Origin of the sequence: Lampropedia aestuarii (genome assembly GCF_004803635.1) — a bacterium.
Lineage (GTDB): Bacteria > Pseudomonadota > Gammaproteobacteria > Burkholderiales > Burkholderiaceae_C > Lampropedia > Lampropedia aestuarii.
Genome location: NZ_SSWX01000021.1, coordinates 50,443 through 73,534 on the forward strand (window position 1 = coordinate 50,443; position 23,092 = coordinate 73,534).

Below are 23,092 nucleotides of genomic sequence, written 5' to 3' on the forward strand. Positions count from 1 at the left end.
GATGCCAACTTTTATTGGAAGATCACTGCGCATCGCAAATTGATGTCATGCAAGCCAAAACCGAATATAAATAGAGAATTCCTGAATGTCTAAGTTAGCTGATCTCATCTGGAAAAACGCCGAGCTGCTGCGCGGCGCGTACAAGGAAAACGAATACCGCAAGGTCATCCTGCCCTTCACCATCCTGCGCCGTCTCGATTGCGTGTTGCAACCCACTCGCGAAGCGGTGCGAGCGCGCTATGCCGCCGTGCACGGCAAGGGCTACGACCTGGACAAGATGCTGACTCCTGTCAGCGGCTACCCGTTCTTCAACACGTCCAAATTCACCCTGCCCAACATCGCGGAGACACCCGACGACGTGCGCGACAACCTCGAAGCCCTGATTAACGGTTTCTCGCAGAACGTGCGCGATATTTTTGACAAATTCGGCTTCACTGCCACCCTGGACAAGCTGGCTGAAAAGAACCGCCTCTATCTTGTCGTGCAGCGCTTCGCGGAAACCGACCTCGACCCGCAGAAGGTAACCAACCACGATATGGGGCAGGCGTTTGAAGAATTGCTACGCAAGTTCAACGACGTGTCACCTGCCGGTGAGCAGTACACCCCGCGCGACGTGATTGAACTCATGGTTACGCTGCTGTTCAACGGTGACGACGATATCCTGTCCGTGCCCGGCGTGGTGCGCACCATGTACGACCCCACGGCAGGCACCGGTGGCATCCTGAGTGTGGCCGAAGAGCATCTGCGCAAGTTCAATGACCGTGCTACCTTGAAGTTATTCGGTCAGGAGCTGGAAGACGAAACCTACGCCATTTGCAAGGCGGACATGTTGATTCGTGGACAAGACCCGGCCAACATCGAGAACGGCGACACGCTTGAAATTGACAAGCACTTTGGTAAAACTTTCGAGTACCAAGCGGCCAACCCGCCTTATGGCGTGGAATGGAAGCCTGCCGAATTCGCCGTTAAGAAAGAGCACGCCAAGGGTGCGGCTGGGCGCTTCGGTCCCGGCCTGCCCGCCATCCGCGATGGACAAATGCTGTTTTCTCTGCACCTGCTGTCCAAGATGCAGCCCGTGGTGGCAGGCAAGGGTGGTGGTCGCATCGGCGTGGTTCACAACGGTTCGCCACTATTCACCGGAGACGCTGGCAGTGGCGAAAGCGAAATCCGCCGCCACATCTTAGAGCACGACTACCTCGATTGCATCGTGGCGCTGCCCACGGACATGTTCTACAACACCAACATCACCACTTACTTGTGGTTCATGACGAATCGCAAGAGCGCCGAACGCAAGGGCAAGGTGCTGCTGATCGACGCCAGCGCCATGAGCACGCTGATGAAGAAGAACCTGGGCAAGAAGCGCCGCGAGTTCACGCCCGATTGCGTGGAGCGCATCGCCAAGGCGTATGCCGAGTTCAAATCCGTGGAATGGCATGAAAACCCCGAAGACAAAACCGGGCGCGTGCTCAAAGCTAAGGTGTTCGAGCGTGAGCACTTTTTCTACCGTAAAGTTACTATTGAACGTCCCCTGCGCACGCGCTTCCAAGCTAGTGAACACGGTTTGAAGATTCTGGGCTACGACACGGCCTTTGGCAAACTGTCTCAAGAGCAAAAAGACCTGTTGACCCAGACCATCCAAGGTATGGATGCTCAGGCCACATATATGGATGCCGATTCGTTCCGGACAGCGCTGCATGCCTCTGCCAGCGTGGTTGCTGAGACAAACAAATTTACTGGTAAAGCTGCCAAGCTATCTACCAAATCTGTGGAACTGGCACGCAAGTACCTGGGTACCAAGGACAAGAACGCCGAGCCCACAACCAACGAAAAGGGCGACATCCTGAGCGATTCCGAATTGCGCGATGCCGAGTACGTGCCGTTCAACGATGACATTGAGGCGTACTTCGAAAGCGAGGTACGCCCGCACTGGCCGGATGCGTGGATTAACCACGACGTGAAGGACGCCAAGGACGAAAAAACCGGCGTGGTGGGCACCGAAATCAACTTCAACCGCGAGTTCTACGTGTACACGCCCCCGCGCAGCCGCGAGGCCATTGCGGCGGACATCGAGGCCAAGGAGCACAAGTTTATGGAGCTGCTGCGCGGCATCAAGGGCGAGGTACGCCCATGAAGCCATATGTGAGCTACAAGCCTTCGGGCGTGCCTTGGCTGGGGGAAGTTCCGGCGCATTGGCAGGTTGAGAAAGTGAAGTTTCAAGCGCGCCTACGCGGGGAGAAAGCCGTGGGCACCAATGGTGCGCGTTATGTCGGCATGGAGCATGTCTTGCCCAAAGTCGGCAAGTTCAACCCTGTGGTTGACGGCACCCAGGAAGAGGCGGAAAGCACCGTCAATGTGTTTTCCAAGGGGGATGTACTTTTTGGGAAGCTGCGTCCGTATTTGGCGAAATGCGTTGTAGCAGACACAGATGGCGTGTGTTCCAGTGAATTTTTGGTGCTCGCCCCATCGGATGAAGTCGTGCCTGCGTACTTGAATGCGACCATGTTGATGCAGGAGTTCATTGATGCAGTGGATGCGTCCACCTATGGTGCCAAGATGCCCCGCGCTGATTGGGGGTTCATCGGACAACAGCGTTTGCCACTGCCTCCACCCGACGAACAGCAAGCTATTGCCGACTACCTCGATGCCGAAACCGCCCGCATCGACACCCTGATTTATGAGAAGGATGAGCTGATCGGGTTGTTGCGGGAGTGGCGGCAATCGGTGATTGCGGAAGCTGTTACCAAGGGATTGGACAAAAGCGTAGCCACAAAGCCATCTGGGGTTCCGTGGCTGGGAGATGTGCCGAAACACTGGGTTGGAAAGCGGCTGCGCGATTGTGTGGAAGGTTGTTCCAACGGCGTGTGGGGTGATGAGCCCGACGGAGGTGACGACGACATTCCAGTCATTCGTGTGGCTGACTTTGACCGGAATCGTAGGCAAGTTGTTGACTATGAAACTCTTCGAAAGGTAGACAGCAGCCAGCGTGGGAGTCGGGGACTGCGTCCTGGCGATATGCTGATGGAGAAGTCGGGCGGCGGGGAGCAGCAGCCAGTTGGTATGGTTGTTTCTTATTTCGGACCAGAAGGCGCAGTTTGCTCCAATTTTGTTGCCCGCATGCGTAGCCGTGAGGGTGTCGTACCCAGGTTCATGGTGTATCTCCATGCTTATCTGTATGCGTCACGGGTGAGCAACATCAGTGTCAAACAGACCACCGGCATCCAGAATCTGGATTCAACGGCCTACCTTTCCGAAGCGTGTTTTGTTCCGCCGCATGACGAGCAGCAAGCCATTGCCGACTACCTTGATGCCGAAGCAGTCAAGATTGATGACCTCATTGACCACACCCACGACGAAATCACGCTTCTGAAAGAACTGCGCGCCGCGACCATTGCGGATGCGGTGTTGGGCCGTGTGGACGTGCGGGCAAAAACTTAAAGCAATAGCTGTTGGCGCTTTCCACATAAGCGCCAGCGACCAATTTGACTCATAAAAATTCAACACATACGAGAGACACTCCCATGGCAGCCATCCACACCGAAGAGCAGTTTGAAGATGAGATTTGCGAAGTTCTGAAAGCTCAAGGCTGGCTGGTGGATGGGCCTTTGCCGTTCCAGAAGGGTTTTGCGTATGACAAGGGTTATGACCGCCGCGCGGCGCTGTACCCCGAGGATGCGATTGCCTGGGTGAAGGACACACAACCCGATGCCTGGGAGAAGTTCGCCAAGAACCACGCGAAGAACCCTGAGGCGGTGTTCATCCAGCGGCTGGCGGAAGAGCTGGACAAGGACCGCCCGACCATCAAGAAGGAAACCCCGCAGCTCTGGGGCACGCTATACGTACTGCGCAAGGGCTTCAAGGACATCAACGCCACGTTCAAGATGGCGCAGTTCGCGCCCAGCAACCGGCAGAACCCGACAACTTGGGAGCACTACAAGAAGAACCGCCTGCGCGTCGTGCGTCAACTGCATTACTCGCTGCACAACCAGTTGTGCATCGACTTCGTGCTGTTCCTTAATGGCCTGCCCCTGGCAACCATCGAGCTGAAAACCGACACCACGCAGAACATCGAAGACGCGGTGCGGCAGTACAAGTACGACCGCAACCCGGTGGACGTGGCAACGAAGCAGCCCGAGCCTTTGCTGTCGTTTGGCAAGCGGGCGTTGGTGCACTTCGCCGTGAGCACCGACGAGGTGCAGATGGCGACCAGGCTCGCGGGCGCGGCCACGCGCTTTTTACCCTTCAACCGTGGCAACCCTGATGGCATGGGCGGCGCAGGGGCGGGCAACCCGCCCGACGACGCCTTGGGCTATTCCACTGGCTACCTGTGGCACGAGGTGTTCCAGCGCGATGCGTGGCTGGCGGTGGTGGGCAAGTTCCTGTCGGTGGAGGTGTCTGAGTCCAAGGACGCCAAGGGCAAGAAGGTGTTCAGCACGTCGCTCTTGTTCCCGCGCTACCACCAGTGGGATGCGGTCAACAAGCTGCTGCATGCCACCCTGGCCGAAGGCGTGGGGCAGACCTATCTGGTGCAGCACTCGGCGGGGTCGGGCAAGTCCAACACCATCGGATGGCTGGCGCACCGCCTGGCGTCCCTGCACGACGCCAAGGGCCAGAAGGTGTACAGCAGCGTGATTGTGATTACCGACCGCCGGGTATTGGACACGCAGTTGCAGGACACCATCTACCAGTTTGACCACCAGCAAGGCGTGGTTGAAAAAATTGATGAAAACAGCACGCAATTGGCGAGCGCTTTGGACAAGGGGAAGCTCATCATCATCACCACCTTGCAGAAGTTTCCCTGGGTGTTGGACAAGGTGGGTGGCCTGGGCGACAAGCGCTTTGCGCTCATCTTGGATGAAGCCCATTCTAGCCAGGCAGGCAAGGGCGCGGTGAAGCTGCGCGAGGTGCTGACCAAGGGCAAGGCGGGTGCTGCGGGCGCGGACGCGAAAACCGATGGCGCGGCGGCGGCGGTGCCCGATGGCGACGACGATATCACTGATGAAGACGTGCTCAACACCATCATGGCATCGCGTCAGCGACCACCCAATGTGTCGTACTACGCATTCACGGCAACGCCTAAGCCCAAGACCATGGAACTGTTCGGGCGCACGGGCGCGGATGGAACGCCCGAGCCCTTCCATGTGTATTCCATGCGCCAAGCCATCGAAGAGAAGTTCATCTTGGACGTGCTGCGTGGCTACATCACCTATGGCTTTGCGTTCAAGTTGGAGCAGGCGGGCGACGACAAGGAAGTGAAGACGGGCAAGGCCAAGGCCAAGCTGTTCCGCTACGCGCAGTTGCACCCGACCAGCATCGCCCAAAAGGTAACGGTCATCGTGGAGCACTTCCGCGAGCACGTCATGCACCAGTTGGCCGGGCAAGCCAAGGCCATGGTGGTGTCGGATAGCCGCGTGGCGGCGGTGCGCTACAAGAAGGCATTCGACGACTACATCAAGAAGATGAAGTACACCGACTGCAAGGCGTTGGTGGCGTATTCGGGCGAGGTAACGGACGAGGAATCCAAGGTGCTCAAAGCCAAGGAAGGCGACCTCAACGACCACAAGGAGCACGATGACGGCATCAAGGAGGCATTCAAGACCGACACCTATCAGGTGCTGATCGTCGCGTCGAAGTTTCAGACGGGCTTTGACCAGCCCAAGCTGTGCGCCATGTACGTGGACAAGCGCTTGGACGGCGTGTTGGCGGTGCAAACCCTGTCGCGCCTGAACCGAATGTACCCCGGCAAGGAAACCACCTTTGTGCTGGATTTCCGCAACGACGCCGATGGCATCCTGAAAGCCTTCCTGCCGTTCTACCGCACGGCGAAGATGTCGGCTGTTACCGACCCCAACTTGGTCCATACGCTGCGCCAGAAGCTGGACGATGCTGGCATCTACTTGTGGGAAGAGGTGTTGGCCTTCGCCAAGGGCTATTTCGACCCCAAGGGCAAGCAGGCCACGATTCAAGCGCCGTTGAAGAAGGCGCACGAGCGGTTCAAGGCGCAAACCAAGGAGGTGCAAGACCTGTTCCGTGGCGATGTCTCGTCATACATCAGCGCTTACGACTTCCTGTCGCAACTGCGCTCCTACGACGATGCCGACCTGGAACGCCTGCATGCGTTTTGCCGCATGCTGCTGCCGCGCTTGCAGGGCAAGGCCGGCGGGGATGAAGCGCTGGATGAGTCCGTGCGGCTGGCTGGCTATAAGGTAGTCAACGAGCAAAAGCACAAACTGGACATGCAAGCGGGTACTGCAGAACCGATGAAGCCGATGGGCACGGGTGGGGGGCAGGCCTGGGACGACCCTGAAGAAAGACTCTCCGCCATCATCAAAAAGATGAACGAAGTGTTCTCGGGCAACCTGTCAGATGCCGATTTCAAGGGCTACGCCACCACATTGATCGGCAAGATGGTGAGTGACCCCACATTGCAGGAGCAAGCGCAGGCCAACGACACGGTGGACGCATTCGCCAACGGTGCCTACGAAACCAAACTCAATAACGCTGTTGTGGACGCCTTGGAGAACCACAGCGCTATGGCCGATCAGGCGCTACGGCATGAGAAGGTATTCAAGGGGTTGGCGAGTCTGCTGGTGGAGGAGGTGTATAAGCAACTAAGGGGGGCAAGTCAACCTGCTGTTTAAGTACTGAATTACACCGGATGCCTCGGGTTACTAAGCATCAAACCGAGCAGGCAGGCCTGAAGAAGCTCTGTTTGGAGTTCGCGATATTTTTATGATTGGTGTATGGCATTATTCATGGCATTTAAGGTGCTTGGTATTTTAAGTTGTTGTTTTTAGTTAATTTAAATTTTTTATTTATAATAGAGTGGGAATGATCCCGCGTCTGGCATAGCCAGGCACGACACGGCATAAAAAGCATCTAAGCCCGCGTAATGCGGGCTTTTTTGTTTTTTGTGTGGCACTGTCTGGCATCAGCAGGCAACACCAAGCATGTATTTTTCATGGCATCAAACTTGGCATCATGGGGGATGGATACCATGAACCTTCTAGATACCATGTCGAACGAATCTGTTTGTGCATGGCATTGAAAATTCATAAGCAATTGTTTTTAATGGTTATTTATTGATTTTTTGCTGAATTTTTAATCATAGTATTTCTATAGATTTGGAGCCCCCTCTGATGCTGACCGATACCAAGCTGCGCAATCTCAAACCTCAGAACAAGCTGTATAAGGTGAATGACCGTGATGATCTCTATGTTGCCGTCACGCCTGCAGGTGCCATCTCGTTTCGCTACAACTACAGCATCCACGGCAGGCAGGAGATGACGTCTTCCCGGCAGGCCTAGAAAGAAGGGCATTCGCTGAGTAAATACGGANTGACGTCTTCCCGGCAGGCCTAGAAAGAAGGGCATTCGCTGAGTAAATACGGAGCCGCATGATTTGCGGCGTACCGCGAGCACCTTGCTGCATGAGGCGGGCTCTAACACCGACTGGATTGAGCAGAGCAGCGTGGTGTGCGAGCGGCCTACAACAAGTCCAGGGGCAAGTTGCGTGGTAAAAAGCCGAAGCTATCCGAGCGCCAGCAAAAGGAGCTGCGCCGGATGTACGACACCAGCAACTATTTGGTCAGTGGTCTTGCGCAGGTGTTTTCGATCTCACGGCCGACCATCTCTCGAACACTTGGCCGGCAACTGGGTGAACAACCTCTCTCCACCTCTATTGCTAAGGAATGAAATGCAAAATCGGTATGGAAAACTCGCCTCTTGGGTCTACAACCTGGATAAGCCGATCGGCCGCTCATTCGGGGATCAGGAGTATTATCGACAGCGTCTCGAACACTGTGATGATGGCCCCATTCTCGAGCCCGCTGTTGGCAATGGCCGCATTTTTGTGCCGCTGCTCGAAGCCGGCTTCCCAATTGAAGGCTTCGATGCGTCCGATGAAATGCTTGGCTATTGCCACGATGAGTGCCGAAACCGGAACCTTTCCGCCAGCTTGACACGACAGACATTCGAACAATTCTCGTACGACAAGCGCTTTGCAGCCATCATCGTTCCGGCGGGGTCATTTCAGTTGGTTACGGATATCGCCTCGGCTGGCGCTGTGCTGAAGCGGTTTTTTGACTATTTGACCCCCAATGGAAGATTGATCGTCGACCTCGATCCCATCGGCAGTTTTATTGGGCAGTCCGGTTCTGTTCGCAGCTGGGTGGCGGAGGACGGCGACTTGCTGACACTGACGGATCATCGTGTGGATACCGACTACATCGCGCAGACAACCCTTTCCCACCTCCGCTATGAGCACTGGCGAGATGGAAGCCTAATGGCGACCGAGCTCGACCTCTTCAAACTGCGTTGGTGGGGTGTGGAAGAATTCGCCCTCGCTTTGCAGGCCGCCGGTTTCAGCGATGTGATAGTGTCTGGAAATTACCAGCACGGACGCCCGCCACAAAAAAACGATCAGATTATTAGCTTCGAAGCGCGTCGCCCCGAAGGGGTAGCAGTATGACCATGGCACCCGTAATCCGGCCGCTGCAGCGCTCTGAAGTAGAACTGGTCTGGCAAATTGAACGGCGGGAAATAGTTCAAGAAATCTACCAGGTAGCCGATGGCAAGTTACACCTGCGGCCTCAGTTCTACGATACGCGTGAGTGGCCCGATGGCGAGCCGGAAATCTATACACCCATTTTGCTAGACTGTTTTGATCATGGCGGAATTTTTCTCGGCGCTTTTACTGGAGAAAGTCTTGTGGCAGCCAGCGTGGTTGATGCGCGTCCGGTGGGCGATTATCCGAACCTGCGCCAGCTTGCGTTTCTGCATGTCAGCCATGACTGGCGGGGCAAGAAACTTGCTTTGCGCCTTTATCAATTGTGCAAGGATACAGTTGTGCGTTCGGGGGCTGAAGGGTTCTATATTTCTTCCACGCCGACGCGGCGGACCGTAGAGTTTTATCTGCGTCAGGGTGCTAAGCTGGTAACACGGCCGGACACGACTCTGGTTGCCATCGAGCCGGAAGACATTCATCTGGCACACTGGTTCTGACTTTTTTGAGCTTTGCGTGCAACGACGAGAGTGCTTCTGCATCTCGGATTGGCGACCAGCGTTGGCATTGGTTCGACAGGGCAAAAGCGGCAAACCCGATCCTGAAGAGATTGAGCCTTTCGACGCGACCTTCTCTCTCATCTTGCGCGTACGTGATCCGGCAGATCCTTTGCCCATCCCACACCGCGTTTGGGTCGCCACTGGCCTCAAGGAATAACCCGCGCCAATCTACCCAGATGCTCCCCGTTGGGCATTGAGTCGCTTATTTCCCTTTTTGCTCAGCCGTATTCGCCAGTTATTCACTGCCCACAGGTTCAAGAGGCTTATGATTTTTCAAAAACCTGAATATCCACCTTGCCAACTGAAAGACGTCTTATGGCTAATATGATCACACTGCAGTCCCCAATTGACGGTTTTGAATTCACAGCCCTTCACGCGGAACCTGAAGGTGCTCGCCGTGGCGGCGTTGTCGTCATCCAGGAGGTTTTCGGGATTGACGCAGCCATCCAGAGAGATGTGGCTAGATGGGCCGCGCTGGGATTTGAAGTCATCGCCCCTTCAATGTTTGACCGCCAGCAACGTGGATTCGTTGCCCAACATGACGCAGAGGGCTTGCGGATCGGAATCCAATACGCCGGCGAAAATGGCGATCAAAACCCGATCTCAGACGTTCAGGCATGCATTGATGCATTGAAAGATCAAGGCCCGGTATTCCTCGTGGGCTATTGCTATGGGGGCACGATCACCTGGCGTGCCGCGTCACAGGTGACGGATCTCGCCGCAGCATCGAGCTACTACGGCTCTGGCGTGGCAGCGTCTGCAGAGCTTGAACCACGCTGTCCAATCATTCTCCATTTTGGTGCCCAAGACCCCTATATTCCAGTAGAGGAAAGTCTGGCGGCCATCAAGACTGCGCACCCCGATCTGCCCGTCTATGTGTACGATCATTCCGGACATGGCTTCAACAACGAAGGACCGGATGCCGATCCGGCTGATGTGCTACTTGCACGCCAGCGGACCATTGCGCTATTTGAAAAAAACACAAACTGAACGATTGGCTCACTAGGTGGTAGCCATGTAGGTAGTTGCCATGCAGGTGGCGATTGCATGGTTTGAAGCCACAATCCAGCGCCCTCTTGCAGAGCGTGGCAATTTTAAAAATGCTATAGCATCCATTGCATACCTGCCCGGCTGAGGCTCAACGGCTTGAGCAGGACGATTCAGCGGTTCAATGGCATTCATGGATTGCGTTCACGCCCTGAACCTGGCTCGAACGCAACTTATGCACCTGTCAATCTGCGCACACCGCCATGCACAGGCCCAGGCGGCCACTGGCTCAATAACGCGGCCCAAGCAATAGCCTAGAAAGCTGGGCGATCAGTCTTGCAAGCAAACGCTATGCAAGCCAATGCCAAGCGCCAACACTCTTGGATGAACGAAAAAACAGAATCCTAGACCCGTTATGCACACCTGATCTTTTCGTCGAGGCACGACAGGCCCAGCCATGGTCTCGCCACACAGCTTCCCGGTACTCGGCTCAGAAGCACCTGAAAGACCAAGCATTGCGACTTAAAGTGCATGCTCTAACAAATGCAGAAAACCTTGTAAGGCTGGCGTTGTTTCGCCGGCGCGGTGAATGGCACTCAAACGTGCTCGCAGACCCTGGTCATCGGCAATCGGTACATAACTCAAACTCTCTGAACGCAAGCGGCTCAGAGATTGCGGCACCACCGCAGTGCCAAAGCCGCTGTCGACCAACAGCAAAATAGTGGGGATGATCGTGCGCAGTCCTGTGCGCGGGCGCTCTGCATCTGGCCCCAGCAATTCCAGCAGCAAATCATGAAAATACACTGACTCTGTGGCGCTATAGCCAATCAGGTCCGAATCGCGTATTTGCGCAACCGTGACGGCTTCACGCAAAGCCAGCGGATGGCCGTGTGGAACGCAAAACACCAATGGCTCGTGGTAGATCGGGCGGCTGTGCAAAGCTGTGCTGGTGATCAATGGACGAGCCAGAGCCAAATCAAGCTGGCCTGATAGCAGCAAGGGTGCCATGTGGCGCGAATTCATCTCACGCAAATCCAGATGTACCTGAGGATACTGTGCGCGGAACGCGCGTAAAGCACGCGGAATCGAGGTGTAGGTGGCGCTCGGTGTGAGCGCCACGGAAAGCTCTCCGCTCAAACCGCTGGCTGCTTGCTGCACAGCAGTAATCGCTTGCTGGTGTGCCTGCTCAATATCCGGCAAGGAGCGCAGCAATTGCGCCCCAGCAGATGTGAGTTGCACGCTGCGCGTCGTGCGAATGAATAGTGCAGTCCCAAACTGCTCTTCCAGTTGGCGAATACTCAAACTCAATGGCGGCTGGCTCATGTGCAAGCGTTGTGCAGCTCGGCCAAAATGCAGCTCTTCGGCTACGGCTTTGAAGGCACGCAATAAACGTTCATCCAACATAATTAAGATTAAAAATGTATTAATCGCTTCAAATTCGGTATTTGACCGGCGTTATTTGGCATTTTAAGATCCACTTCATGCTTATTTTTATATGCATTCAATAAATAATTGTCTAGGAGACAGACTGCATGAATACGAAATTTAGAGCGCTATACCAGCGTACTTTGGCCATTGCAGGAGCCGCAGCCTTGCTGGCTGGCATGGCCTGGCAAAAGACCGCAATCGCTTCCGAGAGTGCCTATCCCAAACAGACCATTACGTTTGTGGTGCCGTATGCGGCAGGCGGCAGCTCTGATACGCGCGCGCGACAATTGGCCCAGCGCATGTCGGCGGATTTGGGCGTGTCCGTAGTGATAGAAAACAAAGCCGGAGCCAGCGGCAATATTGGTACAGCACATATTGCCAAAGCCACCCCTGATGGCTACACCATCGGCCTTGGCAACTTTGCCCCGATGTCGGTGAATGCCGCCTTGTATGGCAATAACATGCAATTCAATCCTGCCAAAGACTTGGCGCCGATTGCGTTGATTGAACGTGGCGCCGTAGTGATGGCAGCGAGCAGCAAGTCTGGCCTGCTCAATGGCCAGGACTTGCTGGCATCGGTCAGCAATGACAAGCACAGCTGGAACTATGGCTCCACTGGTGCAGGCAGTGCCTCCCACCTCAGTACCGAATTGCTCAAACAACTCACCAACCTGGATGCCGTGCACGTGCCCTACAAAGGGGGGGCACCTGCAATCAATGACTTGATGGCCGGCACACTGGACCTGTATATGGATCTGCCAAGCTTGTTCATGGGCTATTTGGCTGACCCTAATGCGCGCATGCATGCTTTGGCCGTAGCCGCCCCAGAGCGCCTCAAAGCGCTGCCACAGGTGCCCACCTTTGCAGAGCTGGGATATCCCCAAATGGTGGCCTATAACTGGTTTGGCGTAGTGGCGCCAGCTGGCACGCCCGCAACCATCATTGAGCGTTTAAACCAGTCGATCAACAAAGCGATGCAGGACCCAAGCTACCAAAGCTTGGTAGAGTCACAAGGCGCTGAAGTCGGCGGCGGCACTCCTGAGGACTTCCGGCAATTCATCAGCGCCGAAACGGATAAATGGGGCGCGCTGATACGTGAACGCAATATTTCTTTGAACTGATGGGCTGTATGCAGCAACTGACAAAACCGGCTTGGACCAAAGAGGCTGATATACAAGCATTTGCGTGGACGGCGCCCGAGCCTGCACCTGATGCTCAGGCACAGGCGCAGACCGGTCAAACGCTGCCCTTGGCAGGGCAGACTTTTGGGGTGAAAGACGTCATTGATGTGCAAGACATGCCTACGCAGTTCGGCTGTGCAGGCATGCCGCTGCAGCACCGCACTTGGGATGCCACCGTGGTGGCACAGTTGCGTGCTGCCGGAGCCTTGCCCGTGGGCAAGACCGTTACCGCAGAATTCGCTTACTCGGCACCAGGCCCGACCCGCAATCCCTGGAATCTGGCCCATACCCCAGGCGGCTCGTCCAGCGGCTCTGCGGCAGCAGTTGCTGCCGGCATGGTGGATTTTGCCTTGGGCACGCAAACGGGTGGCTCTATCGTGCGCCCGGCCGCCTTTTGCGGCGTGGTGGGCTTCAAACCCAGCTTCGGCTTGGTGCATCGCCAGGGCATGCTGGTCACTGCTGAAACCCTGGACACCATTGGCTGGTTCACACCGGATATAGCCAGCAGCGCACAGCTGCTGTCCGTGATCACACAAAGCGCGCCTCTTTTGCCACGCACGCCCAAGAAGGTCGCTTGGGCAGCAGCATTGCCGGGCTTGTTGCCTGAGATGCAGCACTTGCTAGCCGCTGTCAAAAAAACCCTGCATGCCGCCGACATCGCTGTGCAAGACATGAGCGCGCAGCAGCATGTGTTGGATGCATTGGCCCATGTACACGGCCTGACTGTGCGCTATGAATTGGCGCGAGGCATGCTGGGAATCGCTAGCGACCACGGCCACCTGCTAAGCCCCAATCTGCAGAACGTCATTCGTGAAGGCATGGCGCAAGATACGGCCAGCTACTGGATGACGCAACAGCAACGCCACGCCCTCAGCCACACCTGGCTGCACGCAGTCGGTGATGCGGAGCTCATCATTGCGCCCAGTACTTACGGCCCAGCACCTGTGGGCTTGGGCACTACCGGTTCGTCCTTGCCAAACCGCCCCTGGTCGGTACTGGGCTGGCCGTGCGTGCATGTGCCCTTGGTGTGCAATGCCCAAGGCCTTCCGATGGGTGTGCAGCTGATTGCCAAACCAGCAGCTGATGCGGATTTGTTGGCTATGGCGCAATCCATCCAGGCTTTATGCGCTGACTCCGCAATGCTTCAAGGCAGCGCTTGCATCTCTGCATGAGCAAGCGGCTTGCTTGCTCCAGTCTTTGAGGCAGCTGGGATCAACTCGGCGTATGAGTGGATCGAACCGATCCAATCAAATGTGCCGCACAACGAATTGGCGGGCAAACCACCGCGCGCTCAAGGCGCGTGGTTCGCTGACTGTTGGGTGTGAGAAGCGTTTGCAGTGGCATGCCCCACGGAGCGGCAATCGGGCGACCACGGGCAACAACTATTGAGATGCCGCCATTCCGTACTGCTTGAGCTTCACAGTCCTGTTCAATTTGGCACTGCGCCAAACCATTGGACTGCATGAGTTGCTGATCAATATATGCGCTCTGCCATGGAAGCAGTGCAACTTCAACACGCTGCCGTAGGCAAAAAATGTGCACAGGGATGTGTAATACACTCCCAGTTAGGGTGGACTGCATTTGCGCATCGACTCCACAGAATTGGAGTTCTTGGGCGAAAGCGAATGGAAAACAAAAAGCTCAATGCAGGGCGCAGGCGTCAATGGCGCAACCAACATACCGGCATTGATGATGCACCAATCTTTGGTAAACAGGCCGTGGAGCACAATGTGCGAGCAACCGTCTTGGATCGATTTACCCAATTGGATTGCCCCAATACAGTCGCCGTCGGATAACTGCGTCTGGGGTTGGGGCAAACTCGCATCACGTTATTTATGTAACAAAGCCATTGTGCGCTCTAGAGGACGATAGGCGGCCCATATGAACAGTCGAGAATCGCTCAGCGCGGCGATCAATGAAGAAGTGAAACTTCACGAGTACGATGAGCAGTGGCCGGTTCTCTACGAAGCAGAACGTCAAAGATTGCTCGCACTGCTTCCATGCACTTTCATTGATATCCAACACATCGGAAGCACATCCATTCCAGGGATGCCTGCCAAACCAATCATCGACATATTGGCGGGTGTTGATTCGATGGAAACTGCCAGGTCCTTGGCCACCAAGCTGTGCAGTGCTGATTACACCACCTCAGCTCAATTCAATGCGTCGCTTTCTGACCGCCAGTGGTTCATGCGCTGGGCTGATGGCCGCCGCACACACCATCTGCATGTCATCGTCCATGGCAGCGCTGCCTGGGCTGAGCGCCTACGCTTTAGAGACGCTCTTCGCTCCAATCAAAAGCTGGCGACCGAGTATGCTCAGCTAAAAGCCACAATGGCGGCAAAGCACGCCCAAGACCGAGAGGCGTATACAGACGCAAAGGCCCAGTTCGTCAACGCTGTATCACGCGCCGCCTAATCCTTGCAGCAGGAGATCTGCCACAAAGGCTGCACCCCTGCGCCGCCAATCATGCCAATCGTTGAACGTCTGGTCCCCACAGTGACCAGTCACAGCTCCTGGTCAATTCACTCTGCAATTGGCTCACGGGCAATTGGCCCACGGGGCTGGAACTGCACACGGCACAACGCACACATCCCCCCTACCCGCCCTATTGGGGGGCTGGGTCTTTGAAAGCCGTTTATTGTGAAAACCTGTTCAAGCCCGCCTGGGCGTTGGCCTGTGTAGACTGCTAGCCCTCGGGCATCACCGTCACTGCGACTCTAAGCACATGTGCACCACCGCCACGGATCACGCCGCGCAGTGGCGCAACATCGCCATAGTCACGGCCATAGGCAAGCCGTACATGGGTTTCACCAGCCAGGCAGTCATTCGTGGGGTCAAACTCCAACCAACCGGCTTGGGGACAATAGACACTGACCCAGGCATGGGAAGCATCCGCACCAATCAGTCTGGGCTGGCCCGGTGGTGGCTGCGTCAACAAATAGCCGCTGACGTATTTGGCCGCCAAGCCGACCGAACGTAAGCTGGCAATCATCACCTGGGCAAAGTCCTGGCAGACACCGGCTTTTAAATCCAGGGCGCGCAAAGGCGGCGTGCTGACGTCGGTGGCTTCTGGTTTGTAGTCGAACTCGGCAAAAATGCGGTGGCATAGATCCGCAGCCAACTGGTGCGCGGTCTTGCCCACCGTGTCCGAGCGCAAGGCATACTCACGAAAGAGCGCATGCACCGGCGCCAATGGTGAGGGCTGCGCATACTCACGCGCATCATCAAACGCCTGACCGACCTCGTATTGCATCGCCTTGGCCGCGTCTTGCCAAGCCAGGCCAGCGGGCAATCGCACCTGGTGCAGTTTGCCTTGCAAGGACTTGGGCAAGGCACGCGTCGTCAGGCGGCTATGGGCCACCACCACTAACTCTTCGTGAGCCTCAGTCAATTCAAAATAGCAGCGTTGCTGGCCATAGCGGTCGGTGCTCCAGGCTTTGACTTCTGGCGCAGGCTCCATATGCAGGCTGAACGTGTGCAGGGTCTGCTCACTATTGCTGATCGGCTTCAAGTAAGCCACGTGGTGCGCTTGCAGCACTGCCGATTGGTAGCGGTAGCGCGTTTCATGGGTTACGGACAGTTCCATGCCTGTGCTCCTCAACTGCCCACCGCCTGGCTATCGGCATGGGCATGCACAAAGTACTGCTGTGTCAGGCGGTCGGATATGGCTTGGGCCGTCTGCGCGGCAGAACCAATCGTGGCCGCCAACGCCTCCACATTGCCCTGCTCGGCCCAGTGCAACAACTCATCGGCAGACCAATTCTCGGGCAGGCTGCGCACAATGTCTTCGGTCTCTGCACTCGCCCACGGGCTGCTGGGCAGGCGATTGAGCCGGCCCGTCAAGGTTTCGGACATCCAAACCAGGGAGCGCGGATTTTCTGGCTCCAGCACCAGCAATTGCACCAGCGCATACACATCGCGGTGTTGCTGGTAGCGCGAGCGGTAGGTGATGGTGCTGTCAAAACATTCAAGCAGCAGGGCAAAACCTGCATCGTCATCCATCGCGCCGCGCTGCAGGGCCGAGGCCAACACGCAGGCCAAGGTCCCCATGCGCTCAACCTGTCGCCCCAAGGACAACATGCGCCAGCCATCATCACGCGTCATGCGGTCGAGCTGCGCGCCAGTCATCGCCATCGACTGCGAAGCCAGGTGCTCTAAGGCCTGCAGCGCCTGGTGGGTCTTGATCTGATTGCCTTGTATCGCCGCATAAAAGTCTTGCTGAGCCTGGTTGACCAAGGTCCATTGCTCTGACGCCAATCGTTCACGCACCGAAAAGGCCGAATACTGCAGGCCATCGAGCACGGTAGCCACACTCCAGGCGCCGTGTTCTGCGCGGCGATCAGGCAGTGCGCCCACCAAGGCTCGCTCAAACAGCACACGCGCGTTCTTGGGCGTGGGAGCGGCTGGGCTGACCAGGCCGTTGTCGCAAGCGAGTTGGTGCAGCCAATCCAGGGTAGCCCCACTCAAGTCCAGCTCGGCATTGTTCAAGGCTTCCAGAATCACACGGGCAAACCGCACGCTATTGTCCAAACGCTCGGTATAACGCCCAAACCAAAACAGGCTTTCTGCTGCGCGACTGGTGACCACATGTTCGGTGCGGTGGTAGGCCATTTTGACAGGCAGCTCTGCGACCTCGCGGTCGCTCATCACCCACAGGTCGGCCGAGCTGCCGCCCCGGTACATCGACACCACCTCTTTGCCTGGCGGTGCAATGCGCGTCAAACCACCGGGCACAACACGCCAGCGCCCAGGCCCGTTGGAGAGCGCGTACACACGAATCATCATCGCCTGGCTACCAATCGGCGCGCAATGACCCCCACCGGCTTGCGCCGCCGCACTGCTGCGCCAGGTCGGCATGTGCGCCAGAGGCAACCAGGCCTGGGCCGCGTAGTCTGCGGGCCGCTTGTTGATGCGCTCCATCCACTGCGCCAGCTCGGCCGGTTTCAGGCGCTGGCCCATTGCCGGCACAAAGCGCCTGGCCTGGTCGTTGAAAGTGGGCTTGAGCACGTGCTGCGCCAATTGCGGCAGCATCGCGTCTCTGGCAGTGCGCTCCCCCAGCCACCAACTGGCAATCGATGGAAGGCGCAAGGGCTCACGCAGCAAACGCGTGCTGATGGCAGGTAAAAAGCCCATCACCGCAGCCGACTCCAAAAAACCAGTGCCTGGCGCATTGGCCATCACCACATTGCCGGAGCGCCAGGCTTGCAACATGCCTGGAATACCCAAGGCCGAATCGGCGCGCAGCTCCAGTGGGTCCAGGTAGTCATCATCGAGGCGGCGAATCACCACATGCACAGGCTCCAGGCCTTTGATGGTCTTGAGCCAGACGCGTTCATCACGCACCACCAAATCACCCCCTTCGACCAGGGATATGCCCAAATAGCGCGCCAGATAAATGTGCTCAAAATAGGTTTCGCTGTATGGCCCTGGCGTCAGCAACACGATGCGGGCATTTTCGCCATGCTGGCTGTGCACCCGCAAGCTGCGCACAAACGCCGCATACGCTTCGCTCAAACGCTCAATGTGCAATGCATTGAACGCCTCTTGAAACAGCTTGGAGACAATCAGTCGATTCTCTAGCGCATAGCCCAGACCGGAGGGGGCTTGCGTGCGCTGGCTGACCACCCACCACTGGCCATCGGCGCCCTGGGCCAAATCAAACGCCGCTACATGCAAATAGGTGCCTCCTGCGGGCTTGATGCCATGCGCGGCGCGAAAATAGCCAGCATGGCCATGTACCAACGCACTGGGCAACAAGCCGTCGCGCACCAGCTGCTGCTCACCGTAAACATCTTGCAAAATGCAGTTGAGCAGCTCAGCGCGTTGGGTGATGCCTGCGCGGATGCTGTGCCAGTCCGCTTGCGTGACAATCATCGGAAACAAATCGACCGCCCAGGGCCTGGATTGGCTGACCGCGTCCGAGTAAAGGTTGTAGGTCACGCCGTTGTCTTCAACGTTGCGGCCCATGGTTTGCTGCAGCTCGTCGAACTTGGCTGTCAGCATGTGTGCGGTATCGGCAATGCCAACATTCTCCGGCAGGCTATCAATGGCCTTGGCAAAAAAGGTATTCCAATGTGGCGCGAGCTGGTCCGGATTGAGCCGATCGCGCAGATTATCAAAATTCCCCGGTGGGGCTGGCTGGGCCAATGGCAGGACAAGGCTGTCGGCCAAATCCTCGGAGGCTAATACGTGGTCAAAGAGGGACATAGGCATCGTAGGCGCTCAGTGTATCGACAGCATACCCGCTCTGCACAATCCCCACTGCACACATGCGAGCCTGTGTAAACCCTGAGCACTGAACCGCCCTGTTTTTGAGCAGGCTCTTTACTCTGAGAAGACTGAACTATGACAATGCCATACAAGTTTTCACCCAAGATACACGCATGTGCGGCTCACCTGGTGTAGAAGCACCAAGGCGATGCCCCTACGAACTTTCAAACAGGCGTTTAAGTCACCGACTTGCGCTGGTTGAATTCGGGCTTGCGCCACTCCTGGCTCTGCAGCACGGCGCGCACATGGGCCACGGCATGCCAGACATCCTCAAAGCCCACATACAGTGGCGTAAATCCAAACCGCAAAATATCCAAATGGCGACTGCCTGGGCCACCGCCGGCGCGAAAGTCGCCGATCACGCCACGCGCAATCAGAGCCTGCACGATCGCATATGCACCGCTGTCACCATCTATGCCTGCGCCATACTCGCGCGTCAGACTCACTTGCGAGCCACGCTGGGCATGCTCGCGCGGTGTTGCCACACCCAGGCCGTGGCCTGCGCACTCTTGCTCGATCAACTGGATGAACAAGTCCGTCAAAGCCAATGACTTGCGGCGCAAGGCGGCCATGCCGCCCAAGGCCTGGGCTTCGGCAAACACTTGCAGGCCACATTCGAGCAAGGCCATGCTCACTACCGGCTGCGTGCCGCATTGGTAGCGGGCGATATTGGGTGCCGGCTCATAGCCTGGCACAAAGGCAAACGGCGCATCGTGGCCATGCCAGCCTGACAGGGGTTGGGCATGGCGGTTGACATGGCGCGGGTGCACCCAGACAAAGGCCGGCGCGCCTGGGCCGCCGTTGAGGTATTTGTAGGAGCAACCAATCGCAAAGTCCGCATCGCTGCCATGCAAGTCAACTGGCACCGCGCCTGCGCTGTGGCACAAATCCCAAATGGTCAAAATGCCTTTGGCATGGGCAGCAGCGGTCAGTGCCTGCATGTCGTGCATCGCGCCGGTGCGGTAGTTGACATGGGTCAGCAGCAAGACGGCCACATCGTCTTGCAAGCACGTGGGCAGTTCTTCGGGCTCGATCAAGACCAGCTCGTAACCAAACTGCTGGCACAGCGATTGGGCAATGTACAAATCGGTCGGGAAGTTGCTGCGCTCGGAGATGATGCGGCGCGCCTGCGGGCGGTCTTGTGCGCTGATGCGCAAGGCCGTATGCAGCACTTTGTAGAGGTTCAGCGAAGTGCCATCAACCACAGCGACTTCATTCTCGCCTGCGCCAATCAAGGGGGCAATCAAATTGCCCAATCGCAGCGGCATATCGACCCAACCTGCGCTGTTCCAGGAACGAATCAGGTCCTTGCCCCACTCCTGCGTCACCACTTCTTGCGCACGCTGGGCGGCAGCAACGGGCTGCGCGCCCAAGGAGTTGCCATCGAGATAAATATCGCCGGCAGGCAAGGCAAAACGCTGGCGCAAAGGCGCCAGTACATCGGCCGCATCCATGCGACGGCAATCATCCAAACCAATCGCAGCAGCTGTCGTTGTGTGGTTCGTCGTCATTCAAAAACCCATCCAATAGTTATCGAGTAAAAAGCGCCTGGCCTCTGTGTGTAGAACGCACGCTTAGGAAGAGTGCTCGGCCCGCGCGTCTTTGCCGCGGTACCCAATCGCATAGACCAAAGCCAGCACAATCGTCAGAGGAATACCGGTCAGCAAGGTCAGGCGGAAGATGTCGGTGAACAAGGTCGTGGCCATGATGGCCAACATCAGCACCGCACCCAGCAAGCTCAGATACGGGTAGCCCCACATGCGAAAACCCAGCGGCGCATCGCCAGAGGCGCGCCAGCTGCGGCGAAAGAACAGGTGCGTGACAAAAATCATGAACCATGCAAACAGCGCGCCGTACATGGCAATCGCCATCATGAACACAAAGGCTTCTTGCGGACGCCAGACATTCAACACTGTTGCCACTGCAATGCCCGCACAGGACACGCCCAGTGCTGCCATTGGTACCCCACGCGCATTCAGACGCCCCAGGGGTTTGGGCGCATAGCCTGCACGCGACAAGCTAAACAACATGCGCGATGTGGCATACAACTGGCTGTTCATCGCCGACAAGGCTGCAACCAAAACAACAAAATTGAGCACGGCTGCGGCCCCTGGTATGCCCACCACTTCCATCACTTTCACAAACGGACTCTTGTCAGTGCCCGCATCTTGCCAAGGCACGATGGCCAGCATCAAAGACAGCGACAACAGGTAAAACAACAGCAGGCGGATCAGTGTCGAGCGAAATGCCGACTTGATGGCCCGCTGCGGCTCCTGCGCCTCACCAGCGGCCACCGCAATCATCTCAATGCTCAGGTAGCTGAAGATCGAAATGACCACCGCCACCCACATGCCCCAGGCCCCCTTGGGGAAGAAGCCGCCATGCGCCGTGTAATTATGAAAACCAATCTCCGGGCGGCCAGAGGCAAACACCACATACAGGCCAATCAGAATGAACAGCACAATCGCCACGACCTTGACCATGGAGAAGCTGTACTCAACGGCGCCAAAGGCTTTGACGCTGGTACTATTGATCGCAATCAGGGCGGCCGAGAACAGCACAACCCACAGCCATTGCGGCACATCAGGGTACCAATAGCCCATATACAAGCCCACTGCCGTCACCTCGGTGCCGACGGCCAGCACGACGGCCGCCCAGTACAGATAGCGCACCAAAAAGCCAGCCCAAGGGCCAATATAGAACTCGGCGTAGGCACCAAACGAGCCCGAAGTCGGGTGCGCCACGGTCATCTCGGCCAAGCAGCCCATCAGCAACAAGGCAACCAGGCCACCAATTGCATAGCTGAGAATCACGCTAGGCCCGGCAAAGCCGATGGCAAAACTGCTGCCTAAAAACAGGCCTGTGCCAATCGCACCGCCAATGGCGATCATGGCCATCTGGCCAGCCCCGAGATGGCGCTGCAGCCCTGATTCGCGCTGCATGATGTCTTGAAATTTGCTCACTGAAAGCTCCTGCTGCTTATGCTTGGTGTGGCCAGACTCACCTTGCACGCGCCAAGGATAAGCATGCGACAAAGCGAGTCTAGCGATAGTAGGCAGATTAAAACCAATTTCTTTAATGGTTATCGATGAAGATCAAAAAATAAGAATAAAAATACAATTTATCTTATTTTCAACAGATAAATTATGCACAACGACCTGGATGATATTGACCTGCGCATCCTGCGCATTTTGCAAGCGGACGCCCGCATCACATCCAGCGATCTGGCCCAACAGGTGCATCTATCACAATCGCCTTGCTGGAAACGTGTCAAACGCCTGGAAAAAATGGGACTGGTGAGCGGCTACCACGCTGGGCTCAACCGCCGTGCCCTAGGCTGGGGCATGATGGCTTTTGTGATGGTCGAAATTGAAAAGCAGGACGACAGCAGCTCCAGCGCTTTTATTCAAGCCGTGCAAGCGATGGAGGAAGTCGTGATGTTCCACGGCATTGCAGGCCCACAGGACTTTATGCTGGTGGTGGTTGCCCGAGATCTGGACGACTACGGCCAATTGCTGCAGCGCCAATTGCACCGCCTGCCAGGCGTGCGGCGTGTTAGCAGTTTCTTATCGCTGGAAGAATTCAAAGGCCAGTTGCACCACATGCCGATCCCAGCAGCTGCAGCTGCGCCTCACTGATCCAGACTCCAAGCTTGCCAGGTCAAGCCCGTACAACCGTCTGTGGCATCGTTGGATTCCAGTTGCAAGCCCGCTATTTTTCAGCTGCCATAAAAAAAGCCCGTAGGCTTTCGCATACGGGCTTTTAGCTTTTGAGCCGAAACTCAAGCTGCAATTACTGCAATTTGATTTCAACGTCCACGCCAGCTGGCAGGTCCAGTTTCATCAAAGCGTCCACAGTTTTGTCTGTTGGATCAACGATGTCCATCAGGCGTTGGTGTGTACGGATTTCCAACTGGTCACGGCTGGTCTTGTTGACGTGTGGCGAACGCAGAATGTCAAAACGCTTCAGGCGTGTTGGCAGTGGCACTGGACCTTTTACGATCGCGCCGGTGCGTTTGGCAGTGTCAACGATTTCAGCTGCGGATTGGTCGATCAACTTGTAATCGAAAGCCTTCAGGCGGATGCGGATTTTTTGCTTGCTCACTGTGTCAATTCCTTTTCACAGTCAATTAAGCAATGATCTTGGCAACCACGCCAGCGCCGA

At 56.6% G+C, this 23,092-nt stretch carries 18 protein-coding genes and 1 pseudogene; 13 read left to right on the forward strand and 6 right to left on the reverse strand.

Going from position 1 to position 23,092, the window contains the following annotated elements:
• Window positions 1-85: 85 nt before the first annotated feature.
• The 8 genes and pseudogenes from E8K88_RS14410 to E8K88_RS14450 all read left to right on the forward strand — a co-directional run bounded on the left by E8K88_RS14410 (window position 86) and on the right by E8K88_RS14450 (window position 10,049).
• Window positions 86-2,131: a type I restriction-modification system subunit M gene (locus tag E8K88_RS14410; RefSeq protein WP_136407377.1), complete on the forward strand. Its 2,046-nt coding sequence runs from the start codon at window positions 86-88 to the stop codon at window positions 2,129-2,131.
• Window positions 2,128-3,435 carry a restriction endonuclease subunit S gene (locus E8K88_RS14415; RefSeq protein WP_136407378.1) on the forward strand — a complete coding sequence of 436 codons (1,308 nt, stop codon included), beginning with the start codon at window positions 2,128-2,130 and terminating at the stop codon, window positions 3,433-3,435. The genes E8K88_RS14410 and E8K88_RS14415 overlap by 4 nt, the downstream gene beginning before the upstream one ends.
• An 83-nt stretch (window positions 3,436-3,518) precedes the next feature.
• Window positions 3,519-6,638, forward strand: coding sequence for a type I restriction endonuclease subunit R (locus E8K88_RS14420; protein ID WP_136407379.1), 3,120 nt, complete (start codon window positions 3,519-3,521; stop codon window positions 6,636-6,638).
• 498 nt (window positions 6,639-7,136) lie between these two features.
• Window positions 7,137-7,280 (forward strand): annotated as a pseudogene (locus E8K88_RS14425) (Arm DNA-binding domain-containing protein); the annotation flags it as partial.
• 412 nt (window positions 7,281-7,692) lie between these two features.
• On the forward strand, window positions 7,693-8,466 hold the full coding sequence (locus tag E8K88_RS14440) for a methyltransferase domain-containing protein (protein WP_136407380.1): 774 nt from the start codon (window positions 7,693-7,695) through the stop codon (window positions 8,464-8,466).
• Window positions 8,463-8,999: a GNAT family N-acetyltransferase gene (locus E8K88_RS14445; RefSeq protein ID WP_136407381.1), complete on the forward strand. Its 537-nt coding sequence runs from the start codon at window positions 8,463-8,465 to the stop codon at window positions 8,997-8,999. Before E8K88_RS14440 ends, E8K88_RS14445 begins: the two co-directional genes overlap by 4 nt.
• 61 nt (window positions 9,000-9,060) lie before the next feature.
• Complete coding sequence (locus E8K88_RS18070) at window positions 9,061-9,216, forward strand: hypothetical protein (RefSeq protein ID WP_168797342.1); 156 nt, start codon at window positions 9,061-9,063, stop codon at window positions 9,214-9,216.
• A gap of 158 nt (window positions 9,217-9,374) precedes the next feature.
• On the forward strand, window positions 9,375-10,049 hold the full coding sequence (locus E8K88_RS14450; RefSeq protein WP_136407382.1) for a dienelactone hydrolase family protein: 675 nt from the start codon (window positions 9,375-9,377) through the stop codon (window positions 10,047-10,049).
• A gap of 519 nt (window positions 10,050-10,568) precedes the next feature.
• Here E8K88_RS14450 and E8K88_RS14455 read toward each other — a convergent pair.
• Window positions 10,569-11,450: a LysR family transcriptional regulator gene (locus E8K88_RS14455; RefSeq protein WP_136407383.1), complete on the reverse strand. Its 882-nt coding sequence runs from the start codon at window positions 11,448-11,450 to the stop codon at window positions 10,569-10,571.
• A 128-nt stretch (window positions 11,451-11,578) separates the two neighbouring features.
• On the opposite strand from E8K88_RS14455, the gene E8K88_RS14460 reads away from it, so the two are divergent.
• The 4 genes from E8K88_RS14460 (at window position 11,579) to E8K88_RS14475 (ending at window position 15,073) form a co-directional block, all read left to right on the forward strand.
• Window positions 11,579-12,595, forward strand: coding sequence for a Bug family tripartite tricarboxylate transporter substrate binding protein (locus E8K88_RS14460; RefSeq protein ID WP_136407384.1), 1,017 nt, complete (start codon window positions 11,579-11,581; stop codon window positions 12,593-12,595).
• A gap of 8 nt (window positions 12,596-12,603) precedes the next feature.
• Entirely contained in the window at window positions 12,604-13,827 is a 1,224-nt protein-coding gene (locus E8K88_RS14465; RefSeq protein ID WP_168797343.1) for an amidase, read from the forward strand.
• Window positions 13,828-14,053: 226 nt separating this feature from the next.
• Entirely contained in the window at window positions 14,054-14,182 is a 129-nt protein-coding gene (locus E8K88_RS18625; protein ID WP_136407396.1) for a hypothetical protein, read from the forward strand.
• Window positions 14,183-14,536: 354 nt separating this feature from the next.
• The gene (locus E8K88_RS14475) at window positions 14,537-15,073 is read left to right on the forward strand and encodes a GrpB family protein (protein WP_136407386.1); all 537 of its coding nucleotides are present in this window, start codon (window positions 14,537-14,539) and stop codon (window positions 15,071-15,073) included.
• A 271-nt stretch (window positions 15,074-15,344) separates the two neighbouring features.
• Here the strand turns inward: E8K88_RS14475 and E8K88_RS14480 are convergent, their stop codons facing one another.
• From E8K88_RS14480 to E8K88_RS14495, 4 genes are all read right to left on the reverse strand, one after another.
• The gene (locus E8K88_RS14480) at window positions 15,345-16,244 is read right to left on the reverse strand and encodes a transglutaminase family protein (RefSeq protein ID WP_136407387.1); all 900 of its coding nucleotides are present in this window, start codon (window positions 16,242-16,244) and stop codon (window positions 15,345-15,347) included.
• A gap of 11 nt (window positions 16,245-16,255) precedes the next feature.
• Window positions 16,256-18,871, reverse strand: coding sequence for a circularly permuted type 2 ATP-grasp protein (locus tag E8K88_RS14485; RefSeq protein WP_136407388.1), 2,616 nt, complete (start codon window positions 18,869-18,871; stop codon window positions 16,256-16,258).
• Between the two features lie 233 nt (window positions 18,872-19,104).
• Window positions 19,105-20,439: a kynureninase gene (gene kynU, locus E8K88_RS14490; RefSeq protein ID WP_136407389.1), complete on the reverse strand. Its 1,335-nt coding sequence runs from the start codon at window positions 20,437-20,439 to the stop codon at window positions 19,105-19,107.
• A 63-nt stretch (window positions 20,440-20,502) separates the two neighbouring features.
• Window positions 20,503-21,891: an amino acid permease gene (locus E8K88_RS14495; protein ID WP_136407390.1), complete on the reverse strand. Its 1,389-nt coding sequence runs from the start codon at window positions 21,889-21,891 to the stop codon at window positions 20,503-20,505.
• A gap of 183 nt (window positions 21,892-22,074) precedes the next feature.
• Between E8K88_RS14495 and E8K88_RS14500 the strand changes: the two genes are divergently transcribed.
• Window positions 22,075-22,566 carry an Lrp/AsnC family transcriptional regulator gene (locus E8K88_RS14500; RefSeq protein ID WP_136407391.1) on the forward strand — a complete coding sequence of 164 codons (492 nt, stop codon included), beginning with the start codon at window positions 22,075-22,077 and terminating at the stop codon, window positions 22,564-22,566.
• Window positions 22,567-22,720: 154 nt separating this feature from the next.
• Here the strand turns inward: E8K88_RS14500 and rpsJ are convergent, their stop codons facing one another.
• On the reverse strand, window positions 22,721-23,032 hold the full coding sequence (gene rpsJ / locus E8K88_RS14505; RefSeq protein ID WP_136407392.1) for a 30S ribosomal protein S10: 312 nt from the start codon (window positions 23,030-23,032) through the stop codon (window positions 22,721-22,723).
• Window positions 23,033-23,092 lie beyond the last annotated feature (60 nt).

Excerpts from the sequence above, each read along its gene's own strand:
- E8K88_RS14410 (WP_136407377.1), top strand. The coding sequence starts at position 86 with ATGTCTAAGTTAGCTGATCTCATCTGGAAAAACGCCGAGCTGCTGCGC.
- E8K88_RS14420 (WP_136407379.1), top strand. The coding sequence starts at position 3,519 with ATGGCAGCCATCCACACCGAAGAGCAGTTTGAAGATGAGATTTGCGAA.
- E8K88_RS14450 (WP_136407382.1), top strand. The coding sequence starts at position 9,375 with ATGGCTAATATGATCACACTGCAGTCCCCAATTGACGGTTTTGAATTC.
- E8K88_RS14440 (WP_136407380.1), top strand. The coding sequence starts at position 7,693 with ATGCAAAATCGGTATGGAAAACTCGCCTCTTGGGTCTACAACCTGGAT.
- E8K88_RS14415 (WP_136407378.1), top strand. The coding sequence starts at position 2,128 with ATGAAGCCATATGTGAGCTACAAGCCTTCGGGCGTGCCTTGGCTGGGG.
- E8K88_RS14465 (WP_168797343.1), top strand. The coding sequence starts at position 12,604 with ATGCAGCAACTGACAAAACCGGCTTGGACCAAAGAGGCTGATATACAA.
- E8K88_RS14480 (WP_136407387.1), bottom strand. The coding sequence starts at position 16,244 with ATGGAACTGTCCGTAACCCATGAAACGCGCTACCGCTACCAATCGGCA.
- E8K88_RS14485 (WP_136407388.1), bottom strand. The coding sequence starts at position 18,871 with ATGCCTATGTCCCTCTTTGACCACGTATTAGCCTCCGAGGATTTGGCC.
- E8K88_RS14455 (WP_136407383.1), bottom strand. The coding sequence starts at position 11,450 with ATGTTGGATGAACGTTTATTGCGTGCCTTCAAAGCCGTAGCCGAAGAG.
- E8K88_RS14445 (WP_136407381.1), top strand. The coding sequence starts at position 8,463 with ATGACCATGGCACCCGTAATCCGGCCGCTGCAGCGCTCTGAAGTAGAA.
- E8K88_RS14475 (WP_136407386.1), top strand. The coding sequence starts at position 14,537 with ATGAACAGTCGAGAATCGCTCAGCGCGGCGATCAATGAAGAAGTGAAA.
- kynU (WP_136407389.1), bottom strand. The coding sequence starts at position 20,439 with ATGACGACGAACCACACAACGACAGCTGCTGCGATTGGTTTGGATGAT.
- E8K88_RS14500 (WP_136407391.1), top strand. The coding sequence starts at position 22,075 with ATGCACAACGACCTGGATGATATTGACCTGCGCATCCTGCGCATTTTG.
- E8K88_RS14460 (WP_136407384.1), top strand. The coding sequence starts at position 11,579 with ATGAATACGAAATTTAGAGCGCTATACCAGCGTACTTTGGCCATTGCA.